Origin of the sequence: Arthrobacter sulfonylureivorans, assembly GCF_022637435.1 — a bacterium.
Taxonomy (GTDB): domain Bacteria; phylum Actinomycetota; class Actinomycetes; order Actinomycetales; family Micrococcaceae; genus Crystallibacter; species Crystallibacter sulfonylureivorans.
Window position 1 is genome coordinate 960,959 of the sequence record NZ_CP093326.1, and the last position, 24,338, is coordinate 985,296.

General features: G+C 67.4%; 24 protein-coding genes. 17 read left to right on the forward strand and 7 right to left on the reverse strand.

Annotation, left to right across the window (positions count from 1 at the left end):
• Positions 1–7: 7 nt before the first annotated feature.
• Genes MNQ99_RS04670 through MNQ99_RS04680 form a run of 3 tightly spaced genes read left to right on the forward strand, consistent with a single transcriptional unit; the run spans position 8 to position 2,960 of the window.
• On the forward strand, positions 8–1,060 hold the full coding sequence (locus MNQ99_RS04670; RefSeq protein ID WP_241914617.1) for an efflux RND transporter periplasmic adaptor subunit: 1,053 nt from the start codon (positions 8–10) through the stop codon (positions 1,058–1,060).
• Positions 1,057–1,770 (forward strand): ABC transporter ATP-binding protein, encoded by a 714-nt coding sequence (locus MNQ99_RS04675; RefSeq protein ID WP_241914618.1) that lies wholly within the window; start codon positions 1,057–1,059, stop codon positions 1,768–1,770. Before MNQ99_RS04670 ends, MNQ99_RS04675 begins: the two co-directional genes overlap by 4 nt.
• The gene (locus MNQ99_RS04680) at positions 1,767–2,960 is read left to right on the forward strand and encodes an ABC transporter permease (protein ID WP_241914619.1); all 1,194 of its coding nucleotides are present in this window, start codon (positions 1,767–1,769) and stop codon (positions 2,958–2,960) included. Before MNQ99_RS04675 ends, MNQ99_RS04680 begins: the two co-directional genes overlap by 4 nt.
• Here the strand turns inward: MNQ99_RS04680 and rarD are convergent.
• From rarD to MNQ99_RS04715, 7 genes are all read right to left on the reverse strand, one after another.
• Positions 2,957–3,991 carry an EamA family transporter RarD gene (gene rarD / locus MNQ99_RS04685; protein WP_422387496.1) on the reverse strand — a complete coding sequence of 345 codons (1,035 nt, stop codon included), beginning with the start codon at positions 3,989–3,991 and terminating at the stop codon, positions 2,957–2,959. The genes MNQ99_RS04680 and rarD overlap by 4 nt on opposite strands.
• Before the next feature lie 76 nt (positions 3,992–4,067).
• On the reverse strand, positions 4,068–5,066 hold the full coding sequence (locus MNQ99_RS04690) for a DUF6177 family protein (protein ID WP_241914620.1): 999 nt from the start codon (positions 5,064–5,066) through the stop codon (positions 4,068–4,070).
• Complete coding sequence (locus tag MNQ99_RS04695; RefSeq protein ID WP_241914621.1) at positions 5,063–5,500, reverse strand: hypothetical protein; 438 nt, start codon at positions 5,498–5,500, stop codon at positions 5,063–5,065. The genes MNQ99_RS04690 and MNQ99_RS04695 overlap by 4 nt, the downstream gene beginning before the upstream one ends.
• Complete coding sequence (gene eccCa, locus MNQ99_RS04700) at positions 5,493–9,677, reverse strand: type VII secretion protein EccCa (protein ID WP_241914622.1); 4,185 nt, start codon at positions 9,675–9,677, stop codon at positions 5,493–5,495. The genes MNQ99_RS04695 and eccCa overlap by 8 nt, the downstream gene beginning before the upstream one ends.
• Entirely contained in the window at positions 9,674–10,777 is a 1,104-nt protein-coding gene (locus tag MNQ99_RS04705; RefSeq protein ID WP_241914623.1) for a nucleotide-binding protein, read from the reverse strand. Before MNQ99_RS04705 ends, eccCa begins: the two co-directional genes overlap by 4 nt.
• A 17-nt stretch (positions 10,778–10,794) precedes the next feature.
• Complete coding sequence (gene eccD / locus MNQ99_RS04710; protein WP_241914624.1) at positions 10,795–12,120, reverse strand: type VII secretion integral membrane protein EccD; 1,326 nt, start codon at positions 12,118–12,120, stop codon at positions 10,795–10,797.
• Positions 12,121–12,122: 2 nt separating this feature from the next.
• Complete coding sequence (locus MNQ99_RS04715; protein ID WP_127512821.1) at positions 12,123–12,452, reverse strand: hypothetical protein; 330 nt, start codon at positions 12,450–12,452, stop codon at positions 12,123–12,125.
• 269 nt (positions 12,453–12,721) lie between these two features.
• Here MNQ99_RS04715 and MNQ99_RS04720 point away from each other — a divergent pair, with 269 nt between their 5' ends.
• The 14 genes from MNQ99_RS04720 (at position 12,722) to MNQ99_RS04785 (ending at position 24,274) form a co-directional block, all read left to right on the forward strand.
• On the forward strand, positions 12,722–13,069 hold the full coding sequence (locus MNQ99_RS04720) for a hypothetical protein (RefSeq protein ID WP_127512820.1): 348 nt from the start codon (positions 12,722–12,724) through the stop codon (positions 13,067–13,069).
• A gap of 113 nt (positions 13,070–13,182) precedes the next feature.
• Positions 13,183–13,488: a hypothetical protein gene (locus MNQ99_RS04725; RefSeq protein ID WP_127512819.1), complete on the forward strand. Its 306-nt coding sequence runs from the start codon at positions 13,183–13,185 to the stop codon at positions 13,486–13,488.
• Between the two features lie 53 nt (positions 13,489–13,541).
• Positions 13,542–13,919 carry a DUF6507 family protein gene (locus tag MNQ99_RS04730; RefSeq protein WP_241914625.1) on the forward strand — a complete coding sequence of 126 codons (378 nt, stop codon included), beginning with the start codon at positions 13,542–13,544 and terminating at the stop codon, positions 13,917–13,919.
• A 122-nt stretch (positions 13,920–14,041) separates the two neighbouring features.
• Positions 14,042–16,873, forward strand: a complete 2,832-nt coding sequence (locus MNQ99_RS04735; RefSeq protein WP_241914626.1) for a hypothetical protein — start codon at positions 14,042–14,044, stop codon at positions 16,871–16,873.
• A 9-nt stretch (positions 16,874–16,882) separates the two neighbouring features.
• A complete protein-coding gene (locus tag MNQ99_RS04740; RefSeq protein ID WP_241914627.1) occupies positions 16,883–17,332 on the forward strand; it encodes a hypothetical protein in 450 nt (149 codons plus the stop codon).
• Positions 17,333–17,381: 49 nt separating this feature from the next.
• A complete protein-coding gene (locus tag MNQ99_RS04745) occupies positions 17,382–17,864 on the forward strand; it encodes a hypothetical protein (RefSeq protein ID WP_241914628.1) in 483 nt (160 codons plus the stop codon).
• 58 nt (positions 17,865–17,922) lie between these two features.
• Complete coding sequence (locus tag MNQ99_RS04750; RefSeq protein ID WP_241914629.1) at positions 17,923–18,378, forward strand: hypothetical protein; 456 nt, start codon at positions 17,923–17,925, stop codon at positions 18,376–18,378.
• Between the two features lie 270 nt (positions 18,379–18,648).
• Positions 18,649–18,996 carry a hypothetical protein gene (locus MNQ99_RS04755; protein ID WP_241914630.1) on the forward strand — a complete coding sequence of 116 codons (348 nt, stop codon included), beginning with the start codon at positions 18,649–18,651 and terminating at the stop codon, positions 18,994–18,996.
• A gap of 165 nt (positions 18,997–19,161) precedes the next feature.
• A complete protein-coding gene (locus tag MNQ99_RS04760) occupies positions 19,162–19,620 on the forward strand; it encodes a hypothetical protein (protein ID WP_241914631.1) in 459 nt (152 codons plus the stop codon).
• 88 nt (positions 19,621–19,708) lie between these two features.
• Positions 19,709–20,188 carry a hypothetical protein gene (locus tag MNQ99_RS04765; RefSeq protein ID WP_241914632.1) on the forward strand — a complete coding sequence of 160 codons (480 nt, stop codon included), beginning with the start codon at positions 19,709–19,711 and terminating at the stop codon, positions 20,186–20,188.
• Positions 20,185–21,087 carry a hypothetical protein gene (locus MNQ99_RS04770; protein WP_241914633.1) on the forward strand — a complete coding sequence of 301 codons (903 nt, stop codon included), beginning with the start codon at positions 20,185–20,187 and terminating at the stop codon, positions 21,085–21,087. Before MNQ99_RS04765 ends, MNQ99_RS04770 begins: the two co-directional genes overlap by 4 nt.
• A gap of 119 nt (positions 21,088–21,206) precedes the next feature.
• On the forward strand, positions 21,207–22,637 hold the full coding sequence (locus MNQ99_RS04775; RefSeq protein WP_241914634.1) for an FAD-dependent oxidoreductase: 1,431 nt from the start codon (positions 21,207–21,209) through the stop codon (positions 22,635–22,637).
• Between the two features lie 570 nt (positions 22,638–23,207).
• Positions 23,208–23,798, forward strand: a complete 591-nt coding sequence (locus MNQ99_RS04780) for a TetR/AcrR family transcriptional regulator (protein WP_241914635.1) — start codon at positions 23,208–23,210, stop codon at positions 23,796–23,798.
• An 86-nt stretch (positions 23,799–23,884) separates the two neighbouring features.
• Positions 23,885–24,274 carry an ankyrin repeat domain-containing protein gene (locus tag MNQ99_RS04785; protein ID WP_338423113.1) on the forward strand — a complete coding sequence of 130 codons (390 nt, stop codon included), beginning with the start codon at positions 23,885–23,887 and terminating at the stop codon, positions 24,272–24,274.
• Positions 24,275–24,338 lie beyond the last annotated feature (64 nt).

Consider the following 24,338-nt stretch of genomic DNA (forward strand, 5'->3'; position numbering starts at 1 on the left):
ATCCCGCATGCGCGCTCTGCGGCGCTACGTCTTTCCGGTGGCATGGCTGGCGATTTTCGCCGTCATCGCCGTCGCACTCTTCAAGCTCGCCTTCGTGGACGGCATGCGCGCCGATGCGGTCACCGAGCAGCCCACCGCCCAGCTGGTCACGCCCAGCGTACCGGCAACGCTGGGGACGGTGACCAACGTGGTGCAGATTGAGGGGTCGGTGGCCAGCGACCCGGCCGTGGCCGTGCGCAGCACCGCCGAGGGAACCGTCAACTTCTTGTTTGTCGACGCCGGCGCGAACGTGTCCAAGGGCGACCCGCTGTTCCAGGTGCAGAAGCTGGTGGAACCGGATCCCACCCCGCTAACGGTTGAGCCGGACCCGGATGAGGAACCGGCCCCGCCGCCCGCCCCGGTGTACACGTATGTGAACGTGGTGGCCCCGGCGGCCGGCAAGCTCACCGACCTGACCGTGCTGGTTGACCAGCAAGTTTCGGTCGGCGCCGAAGCCGCCACTATTTCGCCGGGCACGTTTTCGGTCACCGGGACGCTGACCGCCGACCAGCAGTTCCGGCTGCTGGACCGCCCCAGCTCCGCCACCGTGACGGTCAACGGCGGTCCGGCACCGTTCGACTGCAAGGCAGTGACCGTCGGGGAAGCTCCGGACGACGGCGGCTCGGCGCCGGGGCAAGAGCAGCCTCTGGACCCGTCCATGCCGGAACTTCCGGCCGCGGCAACCGGCACGGTCAAGTGCGCGGTACCGGCAGACGTCAAGGTTTTCGCGGGCTTGGGTGCCACCGTCGACATCACCGCAGGAACCGCGGAAAACGTGGTGGTTGTTCCCACCACGGCCGTCCAGGGATCCGTGGACACCGGGCTGGTCTGGCTGGTGGAGAACGACGGCGGCGCGCCGGTCGAGCGCTCTGTCACCTTGGGCCTGAACGACGGCATGCAGGTTGAGATTGTTGACGGACTCGCCGAGGGCGAGATGGTCCTGCAATTCATCCCGGGGGCTCCCGGTGACCAGATGATGCCGGGGATGGAAGGCGGCGGCTTCGGGATGATCGGCGGATGAGCGCTCCAGCGCTGGGCGCACCGCTGCTGGAGCTGCATGGTGTGACCCGGAGCGTGCACATCCCGGACCGCGAGCCGCTGCACATCCTGCAGGGCATCGACCTGAGCATCAGTACGGGAGACCACGTCTCCATCCAGGGGCGTTCCGGATCGGGTAAATCGACGCTGCTGAATATTCTCGGTCTGTTGGACGTGCCCACCACCGGTGAGCTGTACTTCGACGGGCGGCCGGTTTCCTCGATGGGCGAGAAGCAGCGGGCCGTGTCCCGCGGCGCCCAGGTGGGGTTCATCTTCCAGCAGTTCAATCTGTTGCCGGGCCGCACGGCCTTGGAGAATGTCATGACGCCCCTGCTTTATGCGCGCGGCACACAGTTCTGGCAGCGTGAGCGCTTGGCCGCGAGGATGCTGGAGCGGGTTGGCTTGGGCGACCGGCTGCGGGAGAAGCCGCACAAGCTCTCCGGCGGCGAGCAGCAGCGGATCGCGATCGCACGGGCGTTGGTGCGTTCGCCCCGGCTGATCCTGGCGGACGAGCCCACCGGCGCCTTGGACATCGACACCGGACAGAGGGTGATGGCGCTGTTGGACGAAGTGGCGCTGGAGTCGGGTGCGGCGCTGGTGACCATCACCCACGATGCGAACGTTGCGGCATTGGCCCAGCGGCACTACCGGCTGGGCGATGGCATCCTGAACGCTCCGGAGCTGGCAGCATGACCGGAGTCGTTGGCCTGTTGGTCGAGGCATGGGCCGAGCTGCGCATCCACAAAACCAGGATCCTGTTGGCACTGATCGGGGTGGCGCTGTCGGTCGCGGCGCTGACCACCGTCGTCGGACTCGGCAACATGGCCCGGGAGGGCATGGTGCAGGCGCAGGAGCAATCCGGCGGCCGTGCGGCCACCGTGTCGGTTGAGGTTTTCACGCAGACTGGAAATGAGGACCCGGCCGTTCTCCAAGCTGCCTTCGACTCTCTGCTGGAACGCTACGCCGTGGAGTACGCGAGCCGGCGCGCCTTCGGCCAGGTCCCGTTCCAATTTCCGCACGGCGTGATGGCGACCGAAACCACGGTGGTGGATAGAAGTTACGGCGAGATGCGACGCGTGAACTTGGCTTCCGGTCGCTGGTTCACCGAGGCCGACGCCGCGGCGCTGGCGCCGGCGGTGATCATCAACGAAGCGTTCCACCGCCAGTTGGGCGAACCCGATCTGGCGGTGAACCCCGTGGTCCAGATTTTCCAGCAGCGTCCGATCGCTGCCACGGTCGTGGGGGTCACGCCGGATGGCCACGAGGGCGCCATGCCGGCAGCCATGATGCTCACCGCCCAGTACGAACGCTGGGGTTTGGGCGGGGCAGGAGGGTCTCCGCCTGCCTTGGAGATGTGGCTCCCGGTCGACGTGGAACCCAGCCTGACGGCTGCCATCACCGGCGATCTGCAGGCTCAATTCCCCGACGCCCACGTGCAGGTCTACCGCAGCGACTATGCCGCCTGGGGTGACCCGTTCGAGGGCATTCAGTTGGCCGTGGGCGGCATCGCAGGCTTGGTGCTGCTGCTGGGGGCAGTCGGGCTGCTCAACATCTCTATGGTCACGGTCAAGTACCGGGTGCGGGAGATCGGCATCAGGCGCAGCTTCGGTGCGACGTCGGGGCGCATTTTCTTCGGCGTCATGCTCGAATCGGTGGTCGCCACCTTCGTGGCCGGTGTGGTGGGGGTGATGCTCGCCGTCGCGGTGGTGAAGAGCCCCTGGGTCCAAGACCTGATTGCCCAGGGCATCAGCGAACTGCCGCCGTTCCCGGTGGAGGCGGCCTTGGTCGGCATCGGCGCCGCCACCGCCGTCGGAGCGCTGGCCGGCCTGATCCCCGCGCTGGTGGCCGTCCGTGTGAAGGTCATCGACGCAATCCGCTACTAGTGCGAAGCCACGCCGGCGGTTGCGGCGCCGGCCTTGGGGGCTCTCTTGAGGGCCACAACCATGTCGGCAGTCAGGATGGCGAGCGAGAGCCAGACCAGGCCGAAACCGATCCAGCGCTCCAGCGGCATGGGCTCGTGCAGGAAGACGAGGGCGGTAATGAACTGCAGGATCGGCGCCAGATACTGCAGCATGCCGACCGTGCTCAGCGGCAACCGGCGGGCGGCGGCGCCGAAGAACAGCAGCGGCAGGGCCGTGATCAGGCCGCTTGCAGCCATCAGCCAGAAGTGGCCGGGGCCTTCGGAGAGCAGGGTCGCTTGGCTGCCGGCCAACAGGATGAGCATAATCACCACGGACACCGGGGCCAGCACCAGTGTTTCCACACTGAGGCTGGTGACGGCATCGACGCGGCCGCCGACGCGATTCTTGACCAGGCCGTAGAACCCGAAGCTGAGCGCCAGGATCAGGGCAATCCAGGGCACGTTGCCGTAGCCGAAGGCCAGCACCAGCACCGCGATGAACGCTACGCCCATGGCGACCCACTGTGCCGGGCGCAGCCGTTCCTTGAGCAGGATGACTCCCAGCAGCACGGAGACCAGCGGGTTGATGAAGTACCCCAGCGAGGCTTCGATGGCCTGGCCATTGAGAACGGCGAACGTGTAGGTGAACCAGTTGACCGCGATGAGCCCGGCGGCCAGGGACAGGGTTCCGAAGGTGCGCCAGTTGGCGAGCGCCGCCCGGAAAGTGCGCCAGCCGCGCAGCGCGGTGATCAGCAGGAAACAGAACAGCAGCGACCAGACAATCCGGTTGGCCACGATCTCCAGCGGACCGGCCGGTATCAGCGCGGTGAAGTACAGCGGGAGGATGCCCCAGAGTCCGTAGGCGGCGAGCCCGAACGCGATGCCTGCACCGTTCTCGCTGGGGCGGCCGCCCTGTTTGCGGAAACGGCCGACTCCACGGCGGCCGCCGGCCTCTGCAACGGCAGCGGCAGGGGCAGAAGGCTGGGAGGAGGCACCGCCGTCGTTCGTTGACACGCTGGGACAACCTCCGGTCACGTGGTTCTATTCCGCTGGGTTCTATGCCCACGGTATCCCGAGGTGACCGCCGCGGTCAGAACTTTCCGCCGGCCAGCTTGCCGACCAGCTCGGTGAACTCGTCCAGCGGATGTTGGCGGCCGCCGGACGGGTCGCGGTGATAGGTGACGGCGAGGGACTGCAGCGGCGGAACACCCACCAGTCGGGCGCGCTCGCCGGCCGCGCCCAGGGCCTGCTGTGGGCCGAACAGCTGCAGCGCCTCCGGCCCGAAGAACGAGCAGGCCGGGACACTGACGCCGGTGAAGCGGGCCGGGAAAGCCAGCCGGTCCAGCAACATGGTGTGGCCGGCCAGTGCGGTGCGGGCGTGCGCGCGGTGCATGGCGGAGCCGAAGGAGGCCAGTTGGTCCTCGGTGAGCGGGTCCACCGATTCGCAGAACAGCTCAACGGATTCATGCACGCCGGTGGAGGAACGGGTCACCATCAGCACGCCGATGGACGGCACCTCGGTGCCGGGGCGGGGCCGGCCGACCACGATGATGTTGCTGGTCATCGGCGCGGTCTCGTAGCAGTAGCGGGTCAGATCGGCGGTGTCCCACGGCTCGCTGACCGGCTCGTGGATGCCCCAGCCGGTCGGCTCGGCCCCGGTGAGCTCGCGGAACAGGGCCGCGGCGAACTCGCCGATCCGGGTGGATTCGCTGGCCGGGTGCAGGATCTCGCCGCGGGCCTGGACCACGCCGTCGGATCCGGTTGGGGTCTGCAGGTAAGCCGGTGCGAGCTGTTCCTCGGCGGCGAAGACGTCCCCGTTCCAGCGGTACTGCTGGCCGGTGAAGCCGTTGTAGAACGTGCCGTCGGCCGCGCTGGCCATCCAGATGCAGCCCTCGCGCTGCAGCAGCTGGTACAGCGGCAGGGTCAGTTTGCTGGCGCTGGGCGTCATCACCACGAACTGGCGCTCCGATTCCCGCGCGGCCACGTAAGCGCGGGTGAGGGCGGGGGAGAGGAAGGCCAGCGGCTTGTCCTGGAAGACGACGGCGGTGCGGTCGGTGTGGAAATCGAAGGCCGAAGCGTGCATGGTCATCCCTGTTCTCCGGATTCGGGCAGCTGGTGGCCGACGACGGCGCCGCGGCAGCGCACCGCGATGTTCTGCGCCAGCCGGTAGCCCAGCGAGTCGCCGTCCGGGATGCCGTTGCGGATGGTGATCTCCTGCCACCACACGTCCTGGTGCGCCGGGTCGGCGAAGTCCGGGTCGTCGGAGAAGACGGACGGGATTGGCGCACCTTCAACAGCCTTTACGCTGGCGCCGGCCAGCAGCCGGGACACCTCGCCGGGCACCCGGATCAGGCGGGGAAGCTCGACGGCGAACATGGTGGTGCCGTTGCCATCCTCCACTTCCAGCAGGGTGCTGTCCCCGGCTTGCCGGACATACTCCTGCGGGACCACGGCCAGCAGCGAGACCATGACCACGTCCTGGTCCGGCTCGTCGAGCGCGACGACGGTGACGGTGTTAGACATCGGCGGTTGCCTCCATCGGGGTCCACAGGGTCTGGACGGTCTGCACCGGGCCGCCGGAACGGACCAGCAGGCCGCGGCCGGGCGGCAGCCGGCGGGCCCGCACGTTGTTCAGCAGGCCGCCCTCGGAGCGGTCGCCGGAAAGGATCAGGCCGGTGCTGCCCGAGTCGCGCAGCGCGGCGAAGAACTGCTCGTACATGCCGCGGCCGGCACCGCGCACGCGGCGGGTGAGGATCACGTTCAGCTGCAGCTCCGGGCCCATCGGCAGGTACTCGATCAGCGACCGCAGCGGCCCGGCACCGCCAGCGGTGAGGATGTCGTAGTCGTCGGCCAGGAGCACGATCCGCGGGATGCTGTCCGGCTCGCCGATGCTGTCCTGCATGGCGTCGCCGCCGGCGGTCCGCTTGGAGAGCTCGGAGGCGATGGCGTTGGCCAGCGGTTCGGCTTGCGCGGCGCTGGGGGCGTAGCCGCCCAGATAGGCATCCGGCACCACATCGGCCAGCGCCCGGCGCGGATCGAAGACCGCGAAGACCAGGTCCCGGGACGGATACTGGGCCACCAGCGAGTGCACCAGCGAACGGACCACGTTGGTCTTGCCGGACTGCTCGTCGCCCATCACGATCAGGTGGTGTTCGCCGCGGACCACGTCCAGCATTTCCGGGCCCAGATCGGTCTCGCGCAGGCCCAGCGGCAGCAGGCCTGGCAGCGGCGGGACCTCGATCTCCGCGGCCTCCACCAACTGCGGCAGGATGCGCACCTGCATGGCGCGCGCGTCGGTGGAGGCGGCGACGGCGGCCACCATGTCCCGGGTGCCCTGGGTGGCGGTGTCCGCATCGGCCACGCCGTCGATGCGCGGCAGCGCGAAGTGGCCGAACAGTTTGGCGTCGGTCAGCGCCCGCCCGGGCCGGTCCGCGGGCATGGTCTCGGCGAGTTTGCGGCCATAGGAGGAGTCCGCCGGGTCCGCCAGCCGCAGCTCGATCTTGGTGCCGAAAAAGGACTGTTGGGCCAGCCGGATCTCGTTCTGCCGGTTGGCGGTGGTCACCACGTGGATGCCGTAGCCGCCACCGCGGGCGATCAACGCGTGCACGGCCGGTTCGATGTCCTCGAACTCATCGGTGAGCAGGCCGTAGCCGTCCAGCATCAGCACGATGTCGGCGCTGGGCAGTTCCGGAATCCTGCCCTGGGCGCACAGTTTGCGCAGCGTGGCCAGCGAGTCCACCTGGTATTTCTCGAAGACGTTCTCCCGCACGGACAGCATGGCGAGGAGTTCTTCCACCGTGCGGCGGACCACTTCACGGTTGGTGCGCACGGCCACCCCGCCCACATGCGGCAGGCCCTCCAGCGGGATCAGCGAGTTCCCCAGCAGGTCCACGCAGTAGATGCCCACTTCCTGCGGGCTGTGCGTCATGGCCAGCGAGGCCGCGATGGTCCGCAGCGCGGTGCTCTTGCCCGACTGTGGGCCGCCGATAATGGCCACGTTGCCGCCGGCGGACTTCAGGTCCAGCTCCCAGACGCCCTGCCACTGCTTGGCCGGGTCGTCCAGCAGGCCCACCGGGATCTTCAGCGATCCGCCGCTGGTCAGCCGGATGCCCTGGCTGGTGCTGGTCACCGAACCGGCGGCGGTGTCCAGCGCTACAGCGGCGGGCAGCGGCGGCAGCCAGATCGGATCCACCGCACGCGGGAACCGGGCCAGGGTGTTCATCAGTGTGGACATCACGGTGGGGCCGGTGGTCCGCTTGGACGCTCCGGTACGGGCCGGCTTGCCGGCGGACTTGCCGTCGTCGTTCGCCTTCTCCAGACTGGCCGCGTAGGTGGGCATCGGCAGTACCAGGGGGCCGTCGTCGTCGGTGGTTTCCTGCGCTTCCTGAACCTGGACGTCTTCCAGCGGGCCGGACACATAGCCGGCCTTGAACCGGGTGTAGACGGTGGTGTCCACCTTCAGGTAGCCGAAACCGGGAACCGGCGGCAGGTGGAAGGCATCCGGGGTGTCCAGCACGGTGCGTGACTCGGATTCCGAGAGGGTGCGCAGCCCAATCCGGTAGGACAGGTAGGTTTCCAGCCCGCGCAGTTTGCCGGATTCGATCCGCTGGCTGCTCAGCAGCAGGTGCACGCCGATGGACCGGCCGATCCGGCCGATGGACAGGAACAGGTCGATGAAATCCGGCCGGGCGGTGAGCAGTTCACCGAACTCGTCGATGATCACCACCAGATGCGGCAGCGGGTCCATGGCCTCGCCGCGGGCCAGCCGTTCCTGCCGGTGCAGTTGGTAGTCGGTGATGTTGGCGATGTTGCCGGCGGCCTTGAGGACTTCCTGCCGGCGGAGCACTTCGCCGTTGAGGCTGGAGTAGATGCGTTCGATCAGGCTGGCGTCGTCGGCCAGGTTGGTGATCACGCCGGAGACCTGCGGCGCGTCGGCAAACGGCGCGAAGGTGGCGCCGCCCTTGAAGTCCACCAGCACCATGGACAGCAACTCCGGCGGATGCGTGGCCAGCAGCCCGAGCACCAGCGAGCGCAGCATTTCCGACTTGCCGGAGCCGGTGGCACCGACGCAGAGCCCGTGCGGGCCCATGCCGAACTGCGCGGACTCCTTCAAATCCAGCAGGGCGGGCCGGCCGCGGTCGTCCGGCCCCAGCGGGATGCGCAGGAAATCCACCTCGCTGCGCGGCTTCCAGAGCCGTCTGATGTCCGCCTCGTCCAGCGCGGGGCTGAGACCCAGCATTTCCAGGAAGCTGTCCGAACCGGCGGCCGTGTTGTGTTCCAGCGAGTCCGCCGAGAGCCGCATCGGGGCCAGCTCGCGGGCCAGTGCCTCGGCGGTGGCCCCGGCCAGGCCGTCCAAGGTGCCGCGTTCTTCGACCGGTTCCACCGGATCCTGGCGGTAGTTCTGGATCAGGAATCCCGCGTCCGACGGCGGGGCGCCGGCTTCGGCGGCGGCGGCGCCTGCCGTGCGGCCCGCACGGGCGCCATGAGCGGGGGAGCGGTCCGTCCGGGCACGGGCACTGGCAGCGGCCTGGCTGCGTTCGGCTTGCGCCCGGTAGCTGCGGGACCCCGCCGGTCCGCGGTCCGCGGCCGCGCCGTCCTGGCTGACGCGCACGCTGACTTCGCCGGGCTCCTGGCCGCGGTCGGCCACTAGATACACCACGGTGATGCCCAGCTGGGCCAGTCCGGCGTGCCGGTCCGGCAGCACCAGGTCTTCCGGCAGGGCGCCATAGGAGTCGGCCAGCACCAGCAGCCGGGGGAGGTGCTGGCTGGCGCCGCTGAGGTTCTTGGACGATTCGGCTGCCACCACGGCGCGGCGGTTCAGTTCATCGGCCAGCACGGCACCGAGTTCGTCCACGGAGCGGGCCATCCGGCGCACCGGGCCGGTGGCATGGGCCTGCTTCTGGTCGGCCAGGTGCGGCAGCCACAGGGTCCAGTCCCAGTCGCGCAGCCGGTCTTCGCGGGCCGCGATGCCTACCTGCAGGTCTTCCGGCGAGTGGAAGGCGCAGGCCTCGATGAGCAGGTTCCGGGCGGCGTTGAGCACGAACCCGCGGGAACCGATGATGCTGACGTTGCCGGCCGAGTCCAGCGGCAGGGTCAGCGGCAGGTCCGGCGACCTCTCATACCGCTGCTGCAGGATCCGCACTTCGTTGTCCATGAACGTGTCGCGCTGCGCGGTGGCCGGGCCCTGCTCGTTCACGGTGATCTGCCGGCTGATCCGCTCGCCGGAGCCGATCCGGACCTGCAGGAAGTCTTCGTTGCCGCGGCGCCGTTCCCACAGCCGCCTGGGGGTGCGGACAATGTCGAAGAGGGCGGTGGGTTCGGGGTTGCTGGTGCGGGCGGTGGTGATGGTCCGCTGCTCGTCGGTGCGCAGCGTGGCCCGGGATTCCTCCAGATACTCCAGGTAGCGGTCGCGTTCCTCGGCCCGGGTGCGGGCAGCCCGGCCGCGCTGGCCCAGCATCATGATGATGGAGGCCACCACCGTCACGATCATCGCGATGGCGCCGACGGCGGCCAGGCTGTTGCCGCGGAAAAGCATCATCACGGTCATGGACAGGCCGGCGCCCAGCAGCGGGATCAGTGCCATGGCGTTCATCCGGCCGGACTTCTCCGCCATCGGCGGCGGCGCCTCCAGACTGAACGGCGCAGCCTCGCGGGCCGGGGCGGTGGTGCGGGCCGGCCGGTGGATGATCTTCACGCTCATCGGCCGGTGTGCTCCATCGCCAGGGCCAAGGCGGTGGAGGCGAGCTCCGCAGCCTGCAGCCGGACGGCGCGGGACATCAGTCCGGGTTCGAACTCCACGCCGCTGGCCAGATGCCGGTCGTAGCCCAGCGGCAGCACGGTGAGTCCGTCCCGGGCCAGCGCCTTGGCTTCGGACATCGGGTCCAGCGGGGCATCCGCGTCGGTCTGGGTCAGCACGGCCAGCAGCCCGGTGCCGGCCAGCTCCGGGGTGGCGGCCCACGCCGCGGCCGTCCGGCGCACATCCTGGACCCCGGCCACCGATGCGGGGGCCACCAGCACGGCCAGTTGGGCGGCACCGATGGCCCAGTTGGTGTCCGGGTTCTCGCCCGGCCCGGTGGCGCAGTCGTAGACCGCCACCGGGCAGTACCGGGAGATGCTCTGGCCGGCCGCCGAAAGCGCGGCGCCCCCGGCATGGCCGCCGAGCTCACGCTCACCGGCAACCCACAGGTTGGCGCCGGCCGCAGCCAGCTGCCGGCGCAGGTCCTCGGCACTGGCGGCGGGGACCTGCTGCAGCACGGCCGCGGCCTCGTCGATGGCCGGTGCATCAGGCACGCCCAGCCGCAGCGACAGGGTGCCGCCCGCGGGCGCCAGGTCCACGGCGGCAATGGTGTCCTGCCGCGCCGCGGCATAGAGCGACGCCAGCAGCGCCGCCGTCGTGGTCTTGCCGGCTCCGCCCCGGCTGCCGATCACGGCTATCCGGCGTCCGGTGCTCACGGCGGCCTGCGCCCCGGCGGTGGCGGCGACCAGCCGCTGCGGGTAGTCGTCGGATGACACCAGGCCCTTCGCGGCGCGCGCGGTGCGGACCAGCCACGGCTCGCCGGGGCGGCTGCGCAGCCGGCGGCGGCGCTGCTCGGCATCGGACTCGAACGGTCCGGCTCCCGCCGGTCCGGCGGCCGGGGCCGGTGAGCTCCACGGATCAGCCGCAGCTGCCACACCCGGATGGCCGGCACCCGACGGGGCACCCGGCGGCACGCTGTCCGGATGGGGCTGGCCCGCGGTGAGATGGCCGGTGGCGGCCTGCTCCCGGGCGATCAAATCCCTGCGCGAAATCGGTTGCATCATCTCGGTCCCAGCCTGAGTCAGTCGAAGGTGGTCAGCAGCGAAGCGAAGACGCCGAACAGGCCGATGACCAGCGGGACCGAGGCCAGGATGGCCAGCGTCTCGAACCGGTTGGCCAGCAGGCGCAGTTTCGCCGCGGAGTGGTCCGCCAGCGTCACGGTCAGCGAAATCACGACGGCGACGGCCAGCACCAGCAGCCCGGCCGCCACCAGCCAACCCTGCCCGGGGGCGAAGGACAGCACCGAACGGGCCAGCGCCAGCGTGCCGACTGCCGCGGCCAGGTAGAGCGCAATCCGGTCCGGGGCCAGCGGGAAGGCGCGCGCCCGCAGCCCGGTGGCCAGGGCCAGGCAGCCGACCAGCGGCATGGTCCAGACCTGCCAACTGGTGTCCGTGCCCAGGATCCACAACCCGGCGGCCACCGAGAGCGCCACCAGCGCGGTGCCCAGGCTGAGCCCGCGGTGCGCGGAGCCGATCGCCGCATGCACGTCTGTGCGTCCGATCCGGCCGCCCTTGGCCCGGCGGTCGTCCAGCGTGGCCAGGCCGGAGACGGACAGGGCGATCTGCGGTAGCAGGCCCAGGGTGGCGCAGCTGAGCAGTGCGGCCACGCCGGCGGCGTGCACCGGAGTGCTGAACAAGGCCAGCGACGCGGCCCAGAACAGGGTGAGCAGGGCCAGCAGGCCGGCGGCGGACATCAGCGCACGCGGGCGCGGCGAGATCAGGCCCGCGCAGACCAGCACCACCGCGCTCACCGCTGCGGCCAGCAGCACGTGCATCCCCGGACCTGCCGGCAGCCGCAGCACGCCGCCCACGGCCAGCAGCCAGCCGGTGCCCACCAGCAGCGGGCCCAGCACCGTGGCTGTTGCCCGGCCCAGATAAATGCCGGCGCCCAGCAACACCGCGGCCAGGCCGAAAAAGACCGAGGCCGCCACACCGGCGGCGGCGCCCTCGATCAGCACATGCACGCCCAGATACAGTCCCGCGGCGGCGAAGACGGCTCCCGTGGCCCGGCGGACCTTCTCCGTCCAGCGGCCGCCGATGTCCTCGGTCTGTTCCACCACGGCGTCGGTGACGTCGTACACCACGGGCGCGGGCGGCGCCTCGGACACGTTCACCAGCCGCAGCATGGCGCCGTCGGCGATCCCGGCGTCGCTGAGCGAGGCGTCCTCGCGGACCGGGTCGCCGGCCGGAGTGATCAGTGTCTTGACCGAGACGGCGGACGTCGGCTGGTCGTCCAGCAGCTCCAGTATCTGGGGCAGCAGCAGGCCGGCAGGCGTCTGCGACGGCAGCAGCACATCAACGTGGCGCTGCGGCCCGGCCACGGTGACGCGGGTAAAGGTTTCGGCCATGGTCAGGCGGCTCCTGAATGGGGGGTGAGCGTGAGACGGAAACCGCCACCGCCGTCGTCGTCAGCAAAATCACCACTGATCTGGAGGACGACGGCGGATTGGGCGCGCTGCTGCTGTTGCTGACGCAGGTCTTCGAGCAGGTTGGTCACAAACGAATAGCCGACGCAGACGGCGGCAATCACCGCGGCCAGGGCCACGCTGAAGAAGAAAGTGCGCACGCTGGACTTCCACCGCCGTTGCAACGGGTTGTTGCCGTACAGCAGGGCGGTGGCCAGGCGGGTCCGTCGGACAGCCACGGACTCGATGAGCTGATTGTCGTAATCGTGTGCCATCCCTCTCCTCCCAAGCGGTGCGTTATACGGGGTATCGCTTCTCGAGCTTATCGTTCCAATTGATGGACAAACTTGCTGCTGTCCCGCGCAGGATGGGGAGATGTACCCATTAACGTCGATTGACGCCGGTGCCGGCCAGCGCGTTCTATGGTAAAGGCGGGGAACCGCCTCAAGACAACCGGCCGGGCGGCAACCCGGCATTCGGCGGACCAGCCATGCCCGCCGGCACAGCGGCAGCTACAGCCCCGACGGGGCACGGAGGTGGAGCAATGAGCGGCAACCAGTTCATCAAAATGGAGAAGAGCGCGTTCGTCGACGCCGGCAAGGCCAGCGCGGCGGCGGATACCGAACTGCAGGCGCTGATGAAGGAACTCGAGGCCGTCCCGGAGCCGATGCGCAGCAACACGGCCGGTGACTTCTGGGAGAAGTTCAAGGGCATCATGGGCCGGGCCAACATGGTGGCTTCGGGACTGCAGAAGTCGCTGGTGTCCATCCAGCAGGGCCAGTCCGAGGTCAACACCACCATGCAGTTGGGCGAGCAGCAGCAGGCCGACGACGCCGATGCTACCGAGGGCAAGGCAGCCTGGGACGACGCCGTCTTCCGCAACCGCGGCTAGCGCTCCCGCCGCGTGGAGCGGCAAAACGGCCGCCGGCGGCAGTTGCGGCCAACAGGCACAGGCACCCATAGAAGACTTTTCCGGCCGAGGCCGGGCATGAGGGAGGAAACATCATGGCAGACCAGAATTCATTCGCCTTTTCCGACGGCGGGGCATCGCAGGCCCAGGACAACCTGGACCGGGTGAAGAAGAAGCTCAACGCGCTGGTGGAGACCCGCAAGAAGGACGCCGCGGACCTGCAGGCCAAGTTCCAGGCCACCGACATCGCCGAGCAGTACGACCGTGTGGAGCAGGCCTGGGCCGACGCCGGCATCGCCTTCGCGGGCATCATGGCCGATGTGCATAAGCTGCTGGAGGACGCCAAGAGCACCGCGGGCAGCACCATCAAGACCGCCGGCGGAAAGATCGCGAACATCTAGCACCGCCGCAGTACCAGGCACCGGGCAACATCTACTACGGAAGGCGGACAGCAGTGGCACTCGACGGCTGGGATATCGATCCCACCAAGGTCCAGGCGATCGTCAGCACCGCCAGCGGGCGGACCGACAGCTTCGAGAAGGACTTTCCGGCGCTCGGCACGGAATTGTCCGAGATGGCCACCGCCTCCAAATCCGGCCCGGTCATGGAAGCGCTGAACGGGTGGGCGGAGAAGACTGTCCAGCCGGGACTGGAGAGTGTCGGCGGGCGACTGCAGACCACGTTCCAGGGGACCATGGACGCGGTCAACGCCTACGTCCTCGGAGATGCCAGGATGGCCGGCGATGCGCAGGACCTGATCGGCACCCTGCCTGAGGAGGAGCAGGCCGCGCGCCCGCACAGCCCCCACGGCCCGGTTCCGCGGGCAGTCTGAACCGGGCGCGCTGGACGCCGCAGTCTCTGGCCCACCGCCTGCAGGAAACGCGCACCCACCGCACATCGCTCGAACCACCACACGTCTCTCGCACCACATCTCGCACCACATAAGGGGAATTAATGACGGCCTGGGATCCGTATGCCGAGGCATACCCGCCGCGGCCCGACGCTGAACTGTTGCGCACGCACGCCAGGACGCTGGACGAGACGGCCGAGGGCATTGTCGACGCCGTCGAGCTGATCGAGAGCGACTGGAGCGGGCTGGAAGCGGTGTACACGTCGCCGGAAGCGCCCCAGGTCTACGTCGCGGTCAAGCCGGTCAAGACCACCGCCGAGGAGATCAAGGCCGACACCGCCGCCATCAAGTCGGCCATCGAAGCGTTTGCGGACTGGGCAGACACCTTCAAGGCCCGCTATGACGCGCTGGTGGTCCGCTGGCACGGTGTGCGGCGCCGGATCGCGAGCGAGGGCGACGACTGGCGCGAGGAGGAGGACCTGGTCAACGACGACAACCAGATCCTCAAGGACGCCAACGCTCTGGCAGCCGAACATATGGCAGCCGAGCGCGCCTGCAGCAATGCCATCACCGCGCTGTACGGCGGCATCACCCTGGTGGAGACCACACAGGAAGGCCCGGCCACCGGACAGCAGGCTTACGGCTACTCGGCCGAGCAACTGGATTCCGCCACCGGGGAAGGCCATATCCCGTGGGGCCAGCCCACCGAGTGGGACAAACCCTGGTACCGGGACGCCTGGGACGGCGTCGTGTCCTTCGGCAAGGGCGTCTGGAGCGGCATTACCGGCACGGTGACCGGCCTGTGGAACATGGTCAACTTCACCGACGGGGAAACCTTCGCGGCCACCTGGAAGGGCATCGGCCAGATCGCCCTGAACGTAGCCATCGTCTCCAGCCCGATCACCGCAGCGGTGGCCGAATCAATCGGCGGCCCGGGCACGGTCAAGAAGGCCGGCGAAGAGCTGCTCGCCGTCGGCAAGGCAGCCATCCACTGGGACGACTGGCAGCGCGACCCGGCCTACGCCGCCGGCGCCACAGCCTTCGATCTCTCCGCCATCCTGCTCACCGCCGGCGGCGGGGCCGCGGCGAAGGTCGGTGGCGTGGCCAACAAGGTCACCGCCGTCAGCAGGGCCGGCGGCGTGGCCTCCAAGGTGCTGGACTTCTCGGGCCTTACCAAGACCGCGGGCGTCACTACGCGCGCCCTCGACTTCTCCAGCAACCTCAAGTTCACCGCCATCGACGTCACCACCAGCGGCTTCAAGACGGTCACCAACACCGTCCGCCCGTACGTCAGCACCGCCGGACACACCATCACCGACGGCCTCCGGCACGCTTCCACCGGCCTACGCACCGGCATGGACAACCTCACGACGTCGGTGCGCAGCAGCGCGGACAACTTCGCCAATGCGCTGGGCGGCCCGCGCGTGGCCACCGCCGGCGGCGGCTTCACCGCTCCGCACCGGTTCGACGTGGAGATGCCCTCCAGCCACTCCAACAGCACCATGAACTTCGACGCCGACGGGCCCAAGCCGCCCTCCGGCCAGTCCGGCTACACCCTTCCGGACCGTTCGGCACCGCCGCAGTACGGCCAGCGGATCGAAACCCCGGAAACCAACGCCGGACGGGGGTCCGCGCCGGAAACCGAGGCGACGCGGACTGCCCCCGATGCGGAGGCTCCGCGGACCGCCCCGGACGCCGAGGCACCGCGGAACACTGCGGACGCCGACGCGCCGCGCAGCACTCCGGATGCGGATGCTCCGCGGACGGCACCGGATGCCGAGACGCAGCCCCACACGCCGGATGCCGATGCTCCCCAGCCGGCACGGTCGGACAGCGCCCAGCAAGCTACCGATAGCGATAGCCCTGCCGCGGAGCGCGCGCCTGAACCCGAGGTCAGTGTGCGGCGCCACGAATCGGGTCGCCCCACCGAGGTGGTTATCGACGGTGAGACGCATGCCGTCTTCACCCGCTCCGATCAGATCGCCGTGCTTCCGCGTTCCAGCAACCCCGCCAACTGGGCCGATGCAGAATCTGTCCTGCAGCGGCACCTGCCGGAGAGCGACCTCACCCGGCTGGACGATCTGCGGGGCCCGGACGGCAAGCTGCCAAACGAGGTCATCGACAACCAGCTGGCAGGCCTGATCGAACGCGAATTCGGTGCCCCGGACGGCAACTGGCCCAAACCACCAGAGAATGCCAGCGCCGTCGAGCTTGCACTTGCCCCGTTCACCAACCGCTACTACTACGACCTGACCGACTCCCAAGCAACGCTGATCCACGACCTGCGTCATGCCATGGGAACCGGGAACGCTGACACCCTCTACCAAAAGGTCATGTCGGTAGACGATGCCGCCCAGGTCCTTGCCCGCACAGACAAGTACCCCGGCTCCGTGGGCGGCTTTATCAGCCAGGCGGCCGATACCGCACGCTTGACCCGCGCCGGAGAAATTGTCAACGGTCTGCGGCTCGACTACTGGCTCGACGATGCCGCCGGCCGTCGGCTTGCTTACCAAGCCGACAAGGTCGACGAGGTGGTAGCCATCCGATTCCAGGCAAAAAACGATGCGGCTTGGGAAAACATTGGGATCCCCGACTGGTCCAACCGTGAGCGGGTTGGGGAGCTCCGCTACGACCGGGCGCACGCGCACCAAACCAATGAGCCGGAACTGCCCCAGGACTTGGAACGGAGGAAGGCCGAAGAGGCCAACGCCTACGGCCTTCCGGTTGAGACCGCCAAGGATGAGGCGGTTTGGCCAAACACCGGCCACGGCTTCACCAGCAGCCGGGTGGACGGCACCCCGGTCCTACCAGAACTCAAAGTCAATGGTGGAACGAATCTTCGTGACGGCGCAGAGATGTGGCGCATCAACAGCGCGGGCGAGGAAACGCTGGTGGGTGTCTACGATGCGCTCAACAACCGATGGGCCAGGGTCTAACAAATGTGGATGAGTGACGGAACCAAGCTTTCAGGATCGTACGGCACGTGGCGGGGTAAAGAGCTCGAACTGGACAGCACCCGGCCGCTCAGGGGGAAGCTCGTCCTGATTCAGGATGGGGGCGACAGCCCGGGGCCGGAGTGGACTGAACAGCATTTTCCGAATCGATTTGCGCGCACCCCGGTTCACTTCAGACGCATCGTGGACGCGAACGAGGTTTCGGATGTTCATTCCATTCGTGCCACGGCAAAGCTGGACCGTGTGTCGGTTGAACTGCTGGCGGAGGACCACGAAGGTCGCCTCGCCGTGCAGACTTTCGGACAGGCCGCACCGAACTTCACGGACAAGTTCGTGGAGGAGTTCGGATTCGAGCGCTACGAGAACGCCTTTGTTTTCGGATGGGTTCCGCGGCACGCTCTCGTTGAAATCACCATTGAACGCACTGAGCGGGACAAATGACGTCCCGCCATCCATCCGAGGCGCGGGAGGCCGGGAAAGGGTCTAGGCCATGTGGATGCAGGATGGAACGAAACTGACTGGCTATTACGGTACGTGGCGGAACCGTGAACTGGAACTGCGCTCACCGGTCTCATCCAAAGGCGGGTACACCCTTATTCAGGACGGGGGAGACCAGCCCGGGCCCGAATGGAAGCGGGACACCTTTCCGAACAGGTTCGCTCGCACTCCCGTGCGCTATCGTTTCCGCGTTCCGGAAGCCGAAGTCTCCGATGTACACGAGATCCTGACCACGGGCTATGTCCCGCTGCACGACTCAACTGGCCACGATATCCAGGTATACGTGCGCGTCATCGCGCAGGACGATCAGGGCCGCCTAGCGGTCGAGACAGAACCCCATGAACCGCGTCACCATTGGGATGCGCTGATCCGGGAATACGGATTCGAAGAGTACGACCGTTCGTGGGTCTTCGGGTGGGTTCCCCGGAATGCGCTGACAGACATCAAAGTCGAACGAATAGAACGATCGTCATGACTTCGACGGTCCTGGTTCAGGGCATGCCCCAGAGGACGACTGGAGTGGAAATCGGAATATGTGGCGCACCAACGGCTCGAAACTGCGGGGTACCTACGGGACGTGGCAGGGACACGAATGGGAGCTGTGGAGTTCTGCTAGTGATCGCGGGTACCTGACTCTGGTTCAAGATGGTGGAGAACAGCCAGGACAGGACTGGGAGCGGCTGGATTTTCCCAACAGGTTCGCCCGGACACCAGTCCGTTTCTACAAGGATGTCGACGCAGCTTCTGTCTCCGACGTCCATTCCGTTCGGGCGACGGCCAGGCTGGATAGCGTCGCCGTGGAGCTTCTGGCGGAGGACGGCGAGGGACGACTTGCCGTTCAAACGTTGGGTCCGGTACCGCCGAACTTCATGGATAGGCTCATGGAGGAATTCGAGTTCGAGCGCTACGAGAACGCGTTCGTTTTCGGATGGGTCCCATCGCATGCCCTCGTCGACATCTCTATCGAACGCACCGAGATATCAGAATGAATCCTGCTCGACACCCTGAGCGTCCACTCATATCAAGGTCGAGGCGCGAAACAGTAGGGGCATGGTGCGCTGTATGTGGATGAGTAACGGAACCAAGCTCTCCGGCTCGTACGGCACGTGGCGCGACGAGGCGTTCGAATTGGACAGCACCCGCCCGCTCAGGGGGAAGCTCGTCCTGATTCAGGAAGGGGCGACAGCTCGGGGCAGGAGTGGGCTGAGCAGCATTTTCCAAACCGGTTTGCCCGCACCCCGGTTCACTTCCGACGCATCGTGGACGCGAACGAAGTGTCGGACTTACATTCCATTCGTGCCACGGCCAAGCTGGACCGCGTGTCGGTCGAGCTGCTGGCGGAGGACCACGAAGGTCGCCTCGCCGTGCAGACTTTCGGACAGGCCGCACCGAACTTCATGGACGGGTTCGTGGAGGAGTTCGGATTCGAGCGCTATGAGAACGCCTTTGTTTTCGGATGGGTTCCGCGGCACGCTCTCGTCGAGATCACCATTGAACGCGCAGAGCGTGATGGACGTTTTCCCGTCGCAGGGGCGTCCAATCGATCCTGCGTTGGCGCCGGCCCGTCAGGCAGAGTCTGGCGCGCCGGAGCCGGGTTGGAACGGTGACAGGCATAAAGGTGACGCAAGTGGAATTGGCAGCATCACCGGGGCCATCCTGCAGAGGGAGAGTGAGCCCGGCCTTGGGCCGTGGAGACGAAAGGTTCTGGGCGGGATATTCGACGGAGATCATTGGAATAGGGTGTGAACATGTGGCTTCGCGATGGAACTCCGTTGGACGGGATCTACGGAACGTGGAACGGGCAGGTGGTGGAGATCCAGCGGCGCACCCCCTACCAGGGGAGGCTGGCGATCATTCAGGATGGCGGCGAGAAGCCTTCGCCGGAATGGTCCAAACTGGAGTTTCCGAATCGGTTTGGCCGGACGCCTACCCGGCACTATCTGAAGGTTCCCGAATCAGAGGTATCCGATCTCCATGAGATCGCCGCTACGGGATCTGTTCCGCTCACCGACAGCACGGGTCACGACATCCAGGCCCATGTGCGCATCATCGCGCAGGACCAAGAAGGGCGGTTGGCCGTTGAGACCATGCCGAGCGAATCCCGCATCCATTGGGATGCGCTCGTCCGGGAATATAGCTTCGAAGAATATGACCGCAGTTGGGTCTTCGGCTGGATTCCAGAGCATGCGCTGACGGATTTCAAATCGGAACGGGTGGAGCTGACAGCATGACCCGGACGATCCTGCAGAGGGCAGCGAGCCCAGTCTCGGGCCGCAACTACCTGCCCGGGCAGCGGCCAGCAGGGGGTAGCACGTGTGGATGAGTGACGGTACGAAACTGACAGGTACCTATGGGACCTGGCAGGGGCGCGAATGGGAACTGGACGGTTCTGCTCCTTACAACGGCAAACTCACCCTTATCCGGGACGGCGGTGAGCAGCCCGGGCCGGACTGGAAGCAAATGGTCTATCCCAACCGGTTTGCGCGGACTCCGCTCCACTTTCGGAAAGATGTCGACGCCGGTGAAGTCTCGGATGTTCATTCCATCAAAGCCACGGCCATGCTTGATCAGCACCAAGTGCTGGTGATTGCCGAGGACGACGGGGAGCGCCTTGCTGTCCAGACTGTCGAGCAGATGGCCTCTGAAACGATCCGGCGGTTTATCGATCAGTTTGGGTTCGAACCCTATGAGAATGCCTTCGTGTTCGGCTGGGTCGAGCCCCATGCCCTGCGCGACCTGAACATCGAGCGCACCGAACGGGTGCACACAGCGTCATCAAGATCGGAGCAAGCAGCATGACCCGTACGATTCTGCAGAAGGCCGTGAGCCCGGCCCAGAGCAGCAGCTATCTGGCCAACTCCGCGGACACGGTCGCCGGCTACCTGCTGCGGGCGGCGGACGTCGTGGGGGTGCGAACCCCGGAACAGCTGTTCGACGCCCACGGACTGGGGTTTTCCGGGTCTCCGTGGCAGCGGAATTCGGAAACCATCGACGTGGTCCGGTTCCAGTCCCCGGTCGGCAACTACCTGCACGACGCGCTGGCGCCGGAGTTTGTGGACCGCGAGCCGTTCACCGGAACGGGATTCACGTCCTGGGACGGTGGCCAAGCCCCGCTGTTCTATCTCGACGAAGTGCGGCTGCCGGCCGGCGCGGAACTCTGGCGCATCGGCCGAAACGGCTCGGAGGATCTCCTCGCGGTCTATGTCGATGTAGCCCGCGGCTGGGCGGTGGTCGCCGATGAGGCGAGGGTGGAGCCGAAGCCCGTACCGCCGTCGTCGGTGTTGGGCTGGCGGGCCACCTGGCGCGGGGCAGAGTTCGTTGCGGACGTGGTCGACGACGGCAACACCGCGGTGCTCGCGTCGGCCGGGGAGCCCCCGGCGGACGTGTCGGGTTTCGAGAAGACCCCGCGGGGAGTCTGGCGGGCGAAGGTTCCGCTGGCGGACGTCACCGACCTCTACGAACTGAACGTCTCCTGCACCTTCAACGGGCTTCCTTTCCGGGTCCTCGATACCGCCATGGATGGCGACCGGCGCCTCTTCAGGCTCTCCTACACCGGTCACAACGCCGATTTCGCCGAGGGTCTGCAGTTGGATAAGACCGATGCAGGGGTGTACCGGACCATTGCTGCCGAGGACGACGTGCAGGATCTGCAGTTCGTGCAGAACCGATTGGCAGGCCTGCCGGGGTCCGGCCGCTGAGCACTCACTGTGCCAGATGAGACGCCGGGCACACTGTTAGGCGGCAAAACCCGAGGGCATTTAGAATAGGAAACTGTGCGCTATTGCGCAGGAGGATTCCACAAGAAGAAGGACTGCCCGTGTCTAACTCTGCCGAGGCCATCACCCAGCGTCCCCTCAGGGTGGCTATCATCGGCGCCGGACCAGCCGGCGTCTACGCCGCTGACATCCTCACCAAGGCGGAGCGGGACTTCGAGGTCAGCATCGACCTCTTCGACCGCTATCCCGCCCCGTATGGCCTGATCCGCTACGGCGTGGCACCGGACCATCCGCGGATTAAGGGCATTGTCAATGCGCTGCACAAGGTGCTGGACCGCGGCGACATCCGTTTCCTGGGCAACGTCGACTACGGCCACGACCTGACGCTCAGCGACTTCCGGCACTTCTATGACGCCGTCATCTTCGCCACCGGTGCCATCATGGACGCGGCCCTGGACATTCCGGGCGTTGAGCTTGACGGATCCTACGGCGCTGCCGAGTTCGTGTCCTGGTACGATGGCCACCCGGATGTGCCGCGGGAGTGGCCGCTGGAGGCCAAGGAGATCGCGGTCATCGGCAATGGCAATGTTGCCCTGGACGTGGCCCGCATCCTGTCCAAGCACGCCGACGACCTGCTCAGCACCGAGATCCCGGACAACGTCTACCGGGGCCTGAAGAGCTCGCCGGTCACCGACGTGCACATTTTCGGCCGGCGCGGCCCGGCCCAGGTGAAGTTCACCCCGCTGGAACTGCGCGAACTCTCGCATTCCCGCGACGTGGACATTGTGCTCTACCCGGAGGACTTCGACTTCGACGAGGGCTCCGACGAGGCCATCCGCACCAACAATCAGACCAAGACCATGGTCAACACGCTCACCAACTGGCTGGTGGAGGAACAGGACACCGGTGCTTCCCGCCGGCTGCACCTTCACTTTCTGCACACGCCGCTGGAGATCGTGGAGGGCACCGGGGACGGCGCCGGCCATGTTGCGGCGATCAAATTCGAGCGCAACGAGCTGGACGGCACCGGCAACGTCCGCGGCACCGGCGAAATCGTCGAATACCCGGTCCAGGCGGTCTACCGGGCCATCGGCTACTTCGGCTCCGAGCTGCCCGAGGTCGGCTACGATGCCCGCCGCGGCGTGATCCCCAACGAAGGCGGGCGCGTGATTGACGAGGGCGGAAACCCCGTCCCCGGCATTTACGCCACGGGCTGGATCAAACGTGGGCCCGTCGGCCTGATCGGCCACACCAAGGGCGATGCGCTGGAGACCATCGGCTTCCTGCTCGAGGACCGGCTGGACCTGCCGGCCGCCGACGAGCCGGACGAGGACGCCATCATCAAGCTGCTCGAAGGGCGCGGCGTCGCCTACACCACCTGGGAAGGCTGGCTGAAGCTGGACGCCCATGAGCGGGAGCTCGGCGCTTCCTTCGTTGCGGACAACAACGACGACGGCGGTGCTCCCGCCGTCGAGCGCGAGCGAGTCAAGGTGGTCCCGCGCGAAGACATGATCAAGATTTCACACCGCTGACATCGGCGGCCGGGCCGTCGGGAAACCTGCGGGCCGGCCGCGCCACCGGCCGTGGGTGCCTAACCCTTGACGTAGAAGCGCAGCACGTCTCCGCCGGGCAACTCCACCCGAACGTTGCCGTTGCCGGACATGCTGAGGCGCGCTCCGGGATAGGCGGAACGCAAGCTGTTGAGCAGCGTTTGATACGGGTCCGTCGGTGGAAGATCCGGCCCGGGGTGAATTCCGAGGGCCGGGCGGTTGAGTAAGGCCCGGAACCGCCCTCCGCACCGCTGCAGCAGAGACTGTACTGGAGCCACCATCGCCTTGTGCCCGCTTCCTTGCTCGCTTCACTGCCGGCGGCCGGCCGGTCCGATTCCCCTGGGTCGGCCCTTTCATCAAGTATGGGAGCCGCAGGCCGTAAATGTGCGAGGCGTTCCGGCAAGTCGCGGAAGTGACTGCCACACGCCCGTCCCGGCGCGCCCTCGACGCCAGCGGATAAGCTGAGACCCGGCCGGGTAACGCCGCTCCCTGGAGCGCAACCGATCGCGTCGTACCGGCAGAGGTTCCGAGCAGAAGGAGGAAGCGCACCGTATGGCCAGGCCACAGAACCCGCAGCGCAAGCCTCAGCTGCTCGAAGACATCCTGCACTACCTGCAGGACAAGAACCTGGCCGAGCTGTCCTTCCGCCCACTGGCCGAAGCCCTGGGCATCAGCAGCTACATGCTGGTCTACCATTTCGGGCATCGCGAACAGCTGCTCGAGGAGATAGTGCACCGGGTCCAGGCACAGCTGTCGGCGCCCTCGCCGGAGCAGCTGGCCGGCCTGGACGCCCCGGCGTTGCGGCAGTTGCTAGTCCAGATCTGGGAGCGTTCGCAGACTCCGCAAAGCCGCGTGCTCCAGCGGCTGGCATTCGAAGCGGCCATCCTGCAAGCGGCCGGTGCGCAGTCCGCGCCGGACGGAGGCTCACTCCGGCCGCCCGGGTTTTCCCTCTGGCGCGAAGCCGTTGCCGGCTGGCTCAGCGTGCGCGGGGCAAACGAACAGAAGGCGGCAGCCGAGGGAACGCTCTTCGCCGCCGGGCTGTGTGGTTTATGGTTCGGACAGGTTGCCGCCGCCGAGCCGCCGGAGGGATCGACGGCGGCGTTCCACCTGTTGCTGGAACGTCTCCTGCAGGCAGCCCCCTGACGCGGACGCCCCCTCGTCAGGTGCCACAGCAACTGAAGCCGGGCTCCGCCGTCGTGGTTTGGCACAGGCTCGCATAGTCTGGGGGAGTGACCAACGAAATGCCGCTCAGTGAAGAACAGACCCAACGGATTGTTGGCATCGCCATGGATTTGGCCCGCGAAGGCAAAACCGGCGAGCTGGCCGAGTTCCTCGACCACGGACTGCCCGTGGATGCGCTGGACCCGGACCGCAACACCCTGTTGATGCTGGCTGCCTACCACGGGCAGGAAGAGACCCTTGACATGCTGCTGGCCCGGGGTGCCAATCCGGATATCCGCAACGTCCGCGACCAGTCCCCGATTGCCGGTGCCCTGTTCAAGGGCGAGGACGCGGTGGTGGCCAAGCTGCTGGCGGCCGGCGCGGACGTGGAAGCCGGGACGCCGTCCGCGAGGGATGCGGCCAAGATGTTCGGCCGCGAGCACCTGCTGGAGAAGTAAACACCGGCTCTTAGCAACAAAAAACTGCCCGGGTCCGGCCGCAATGGCTGGTCCCGGGCAGTTT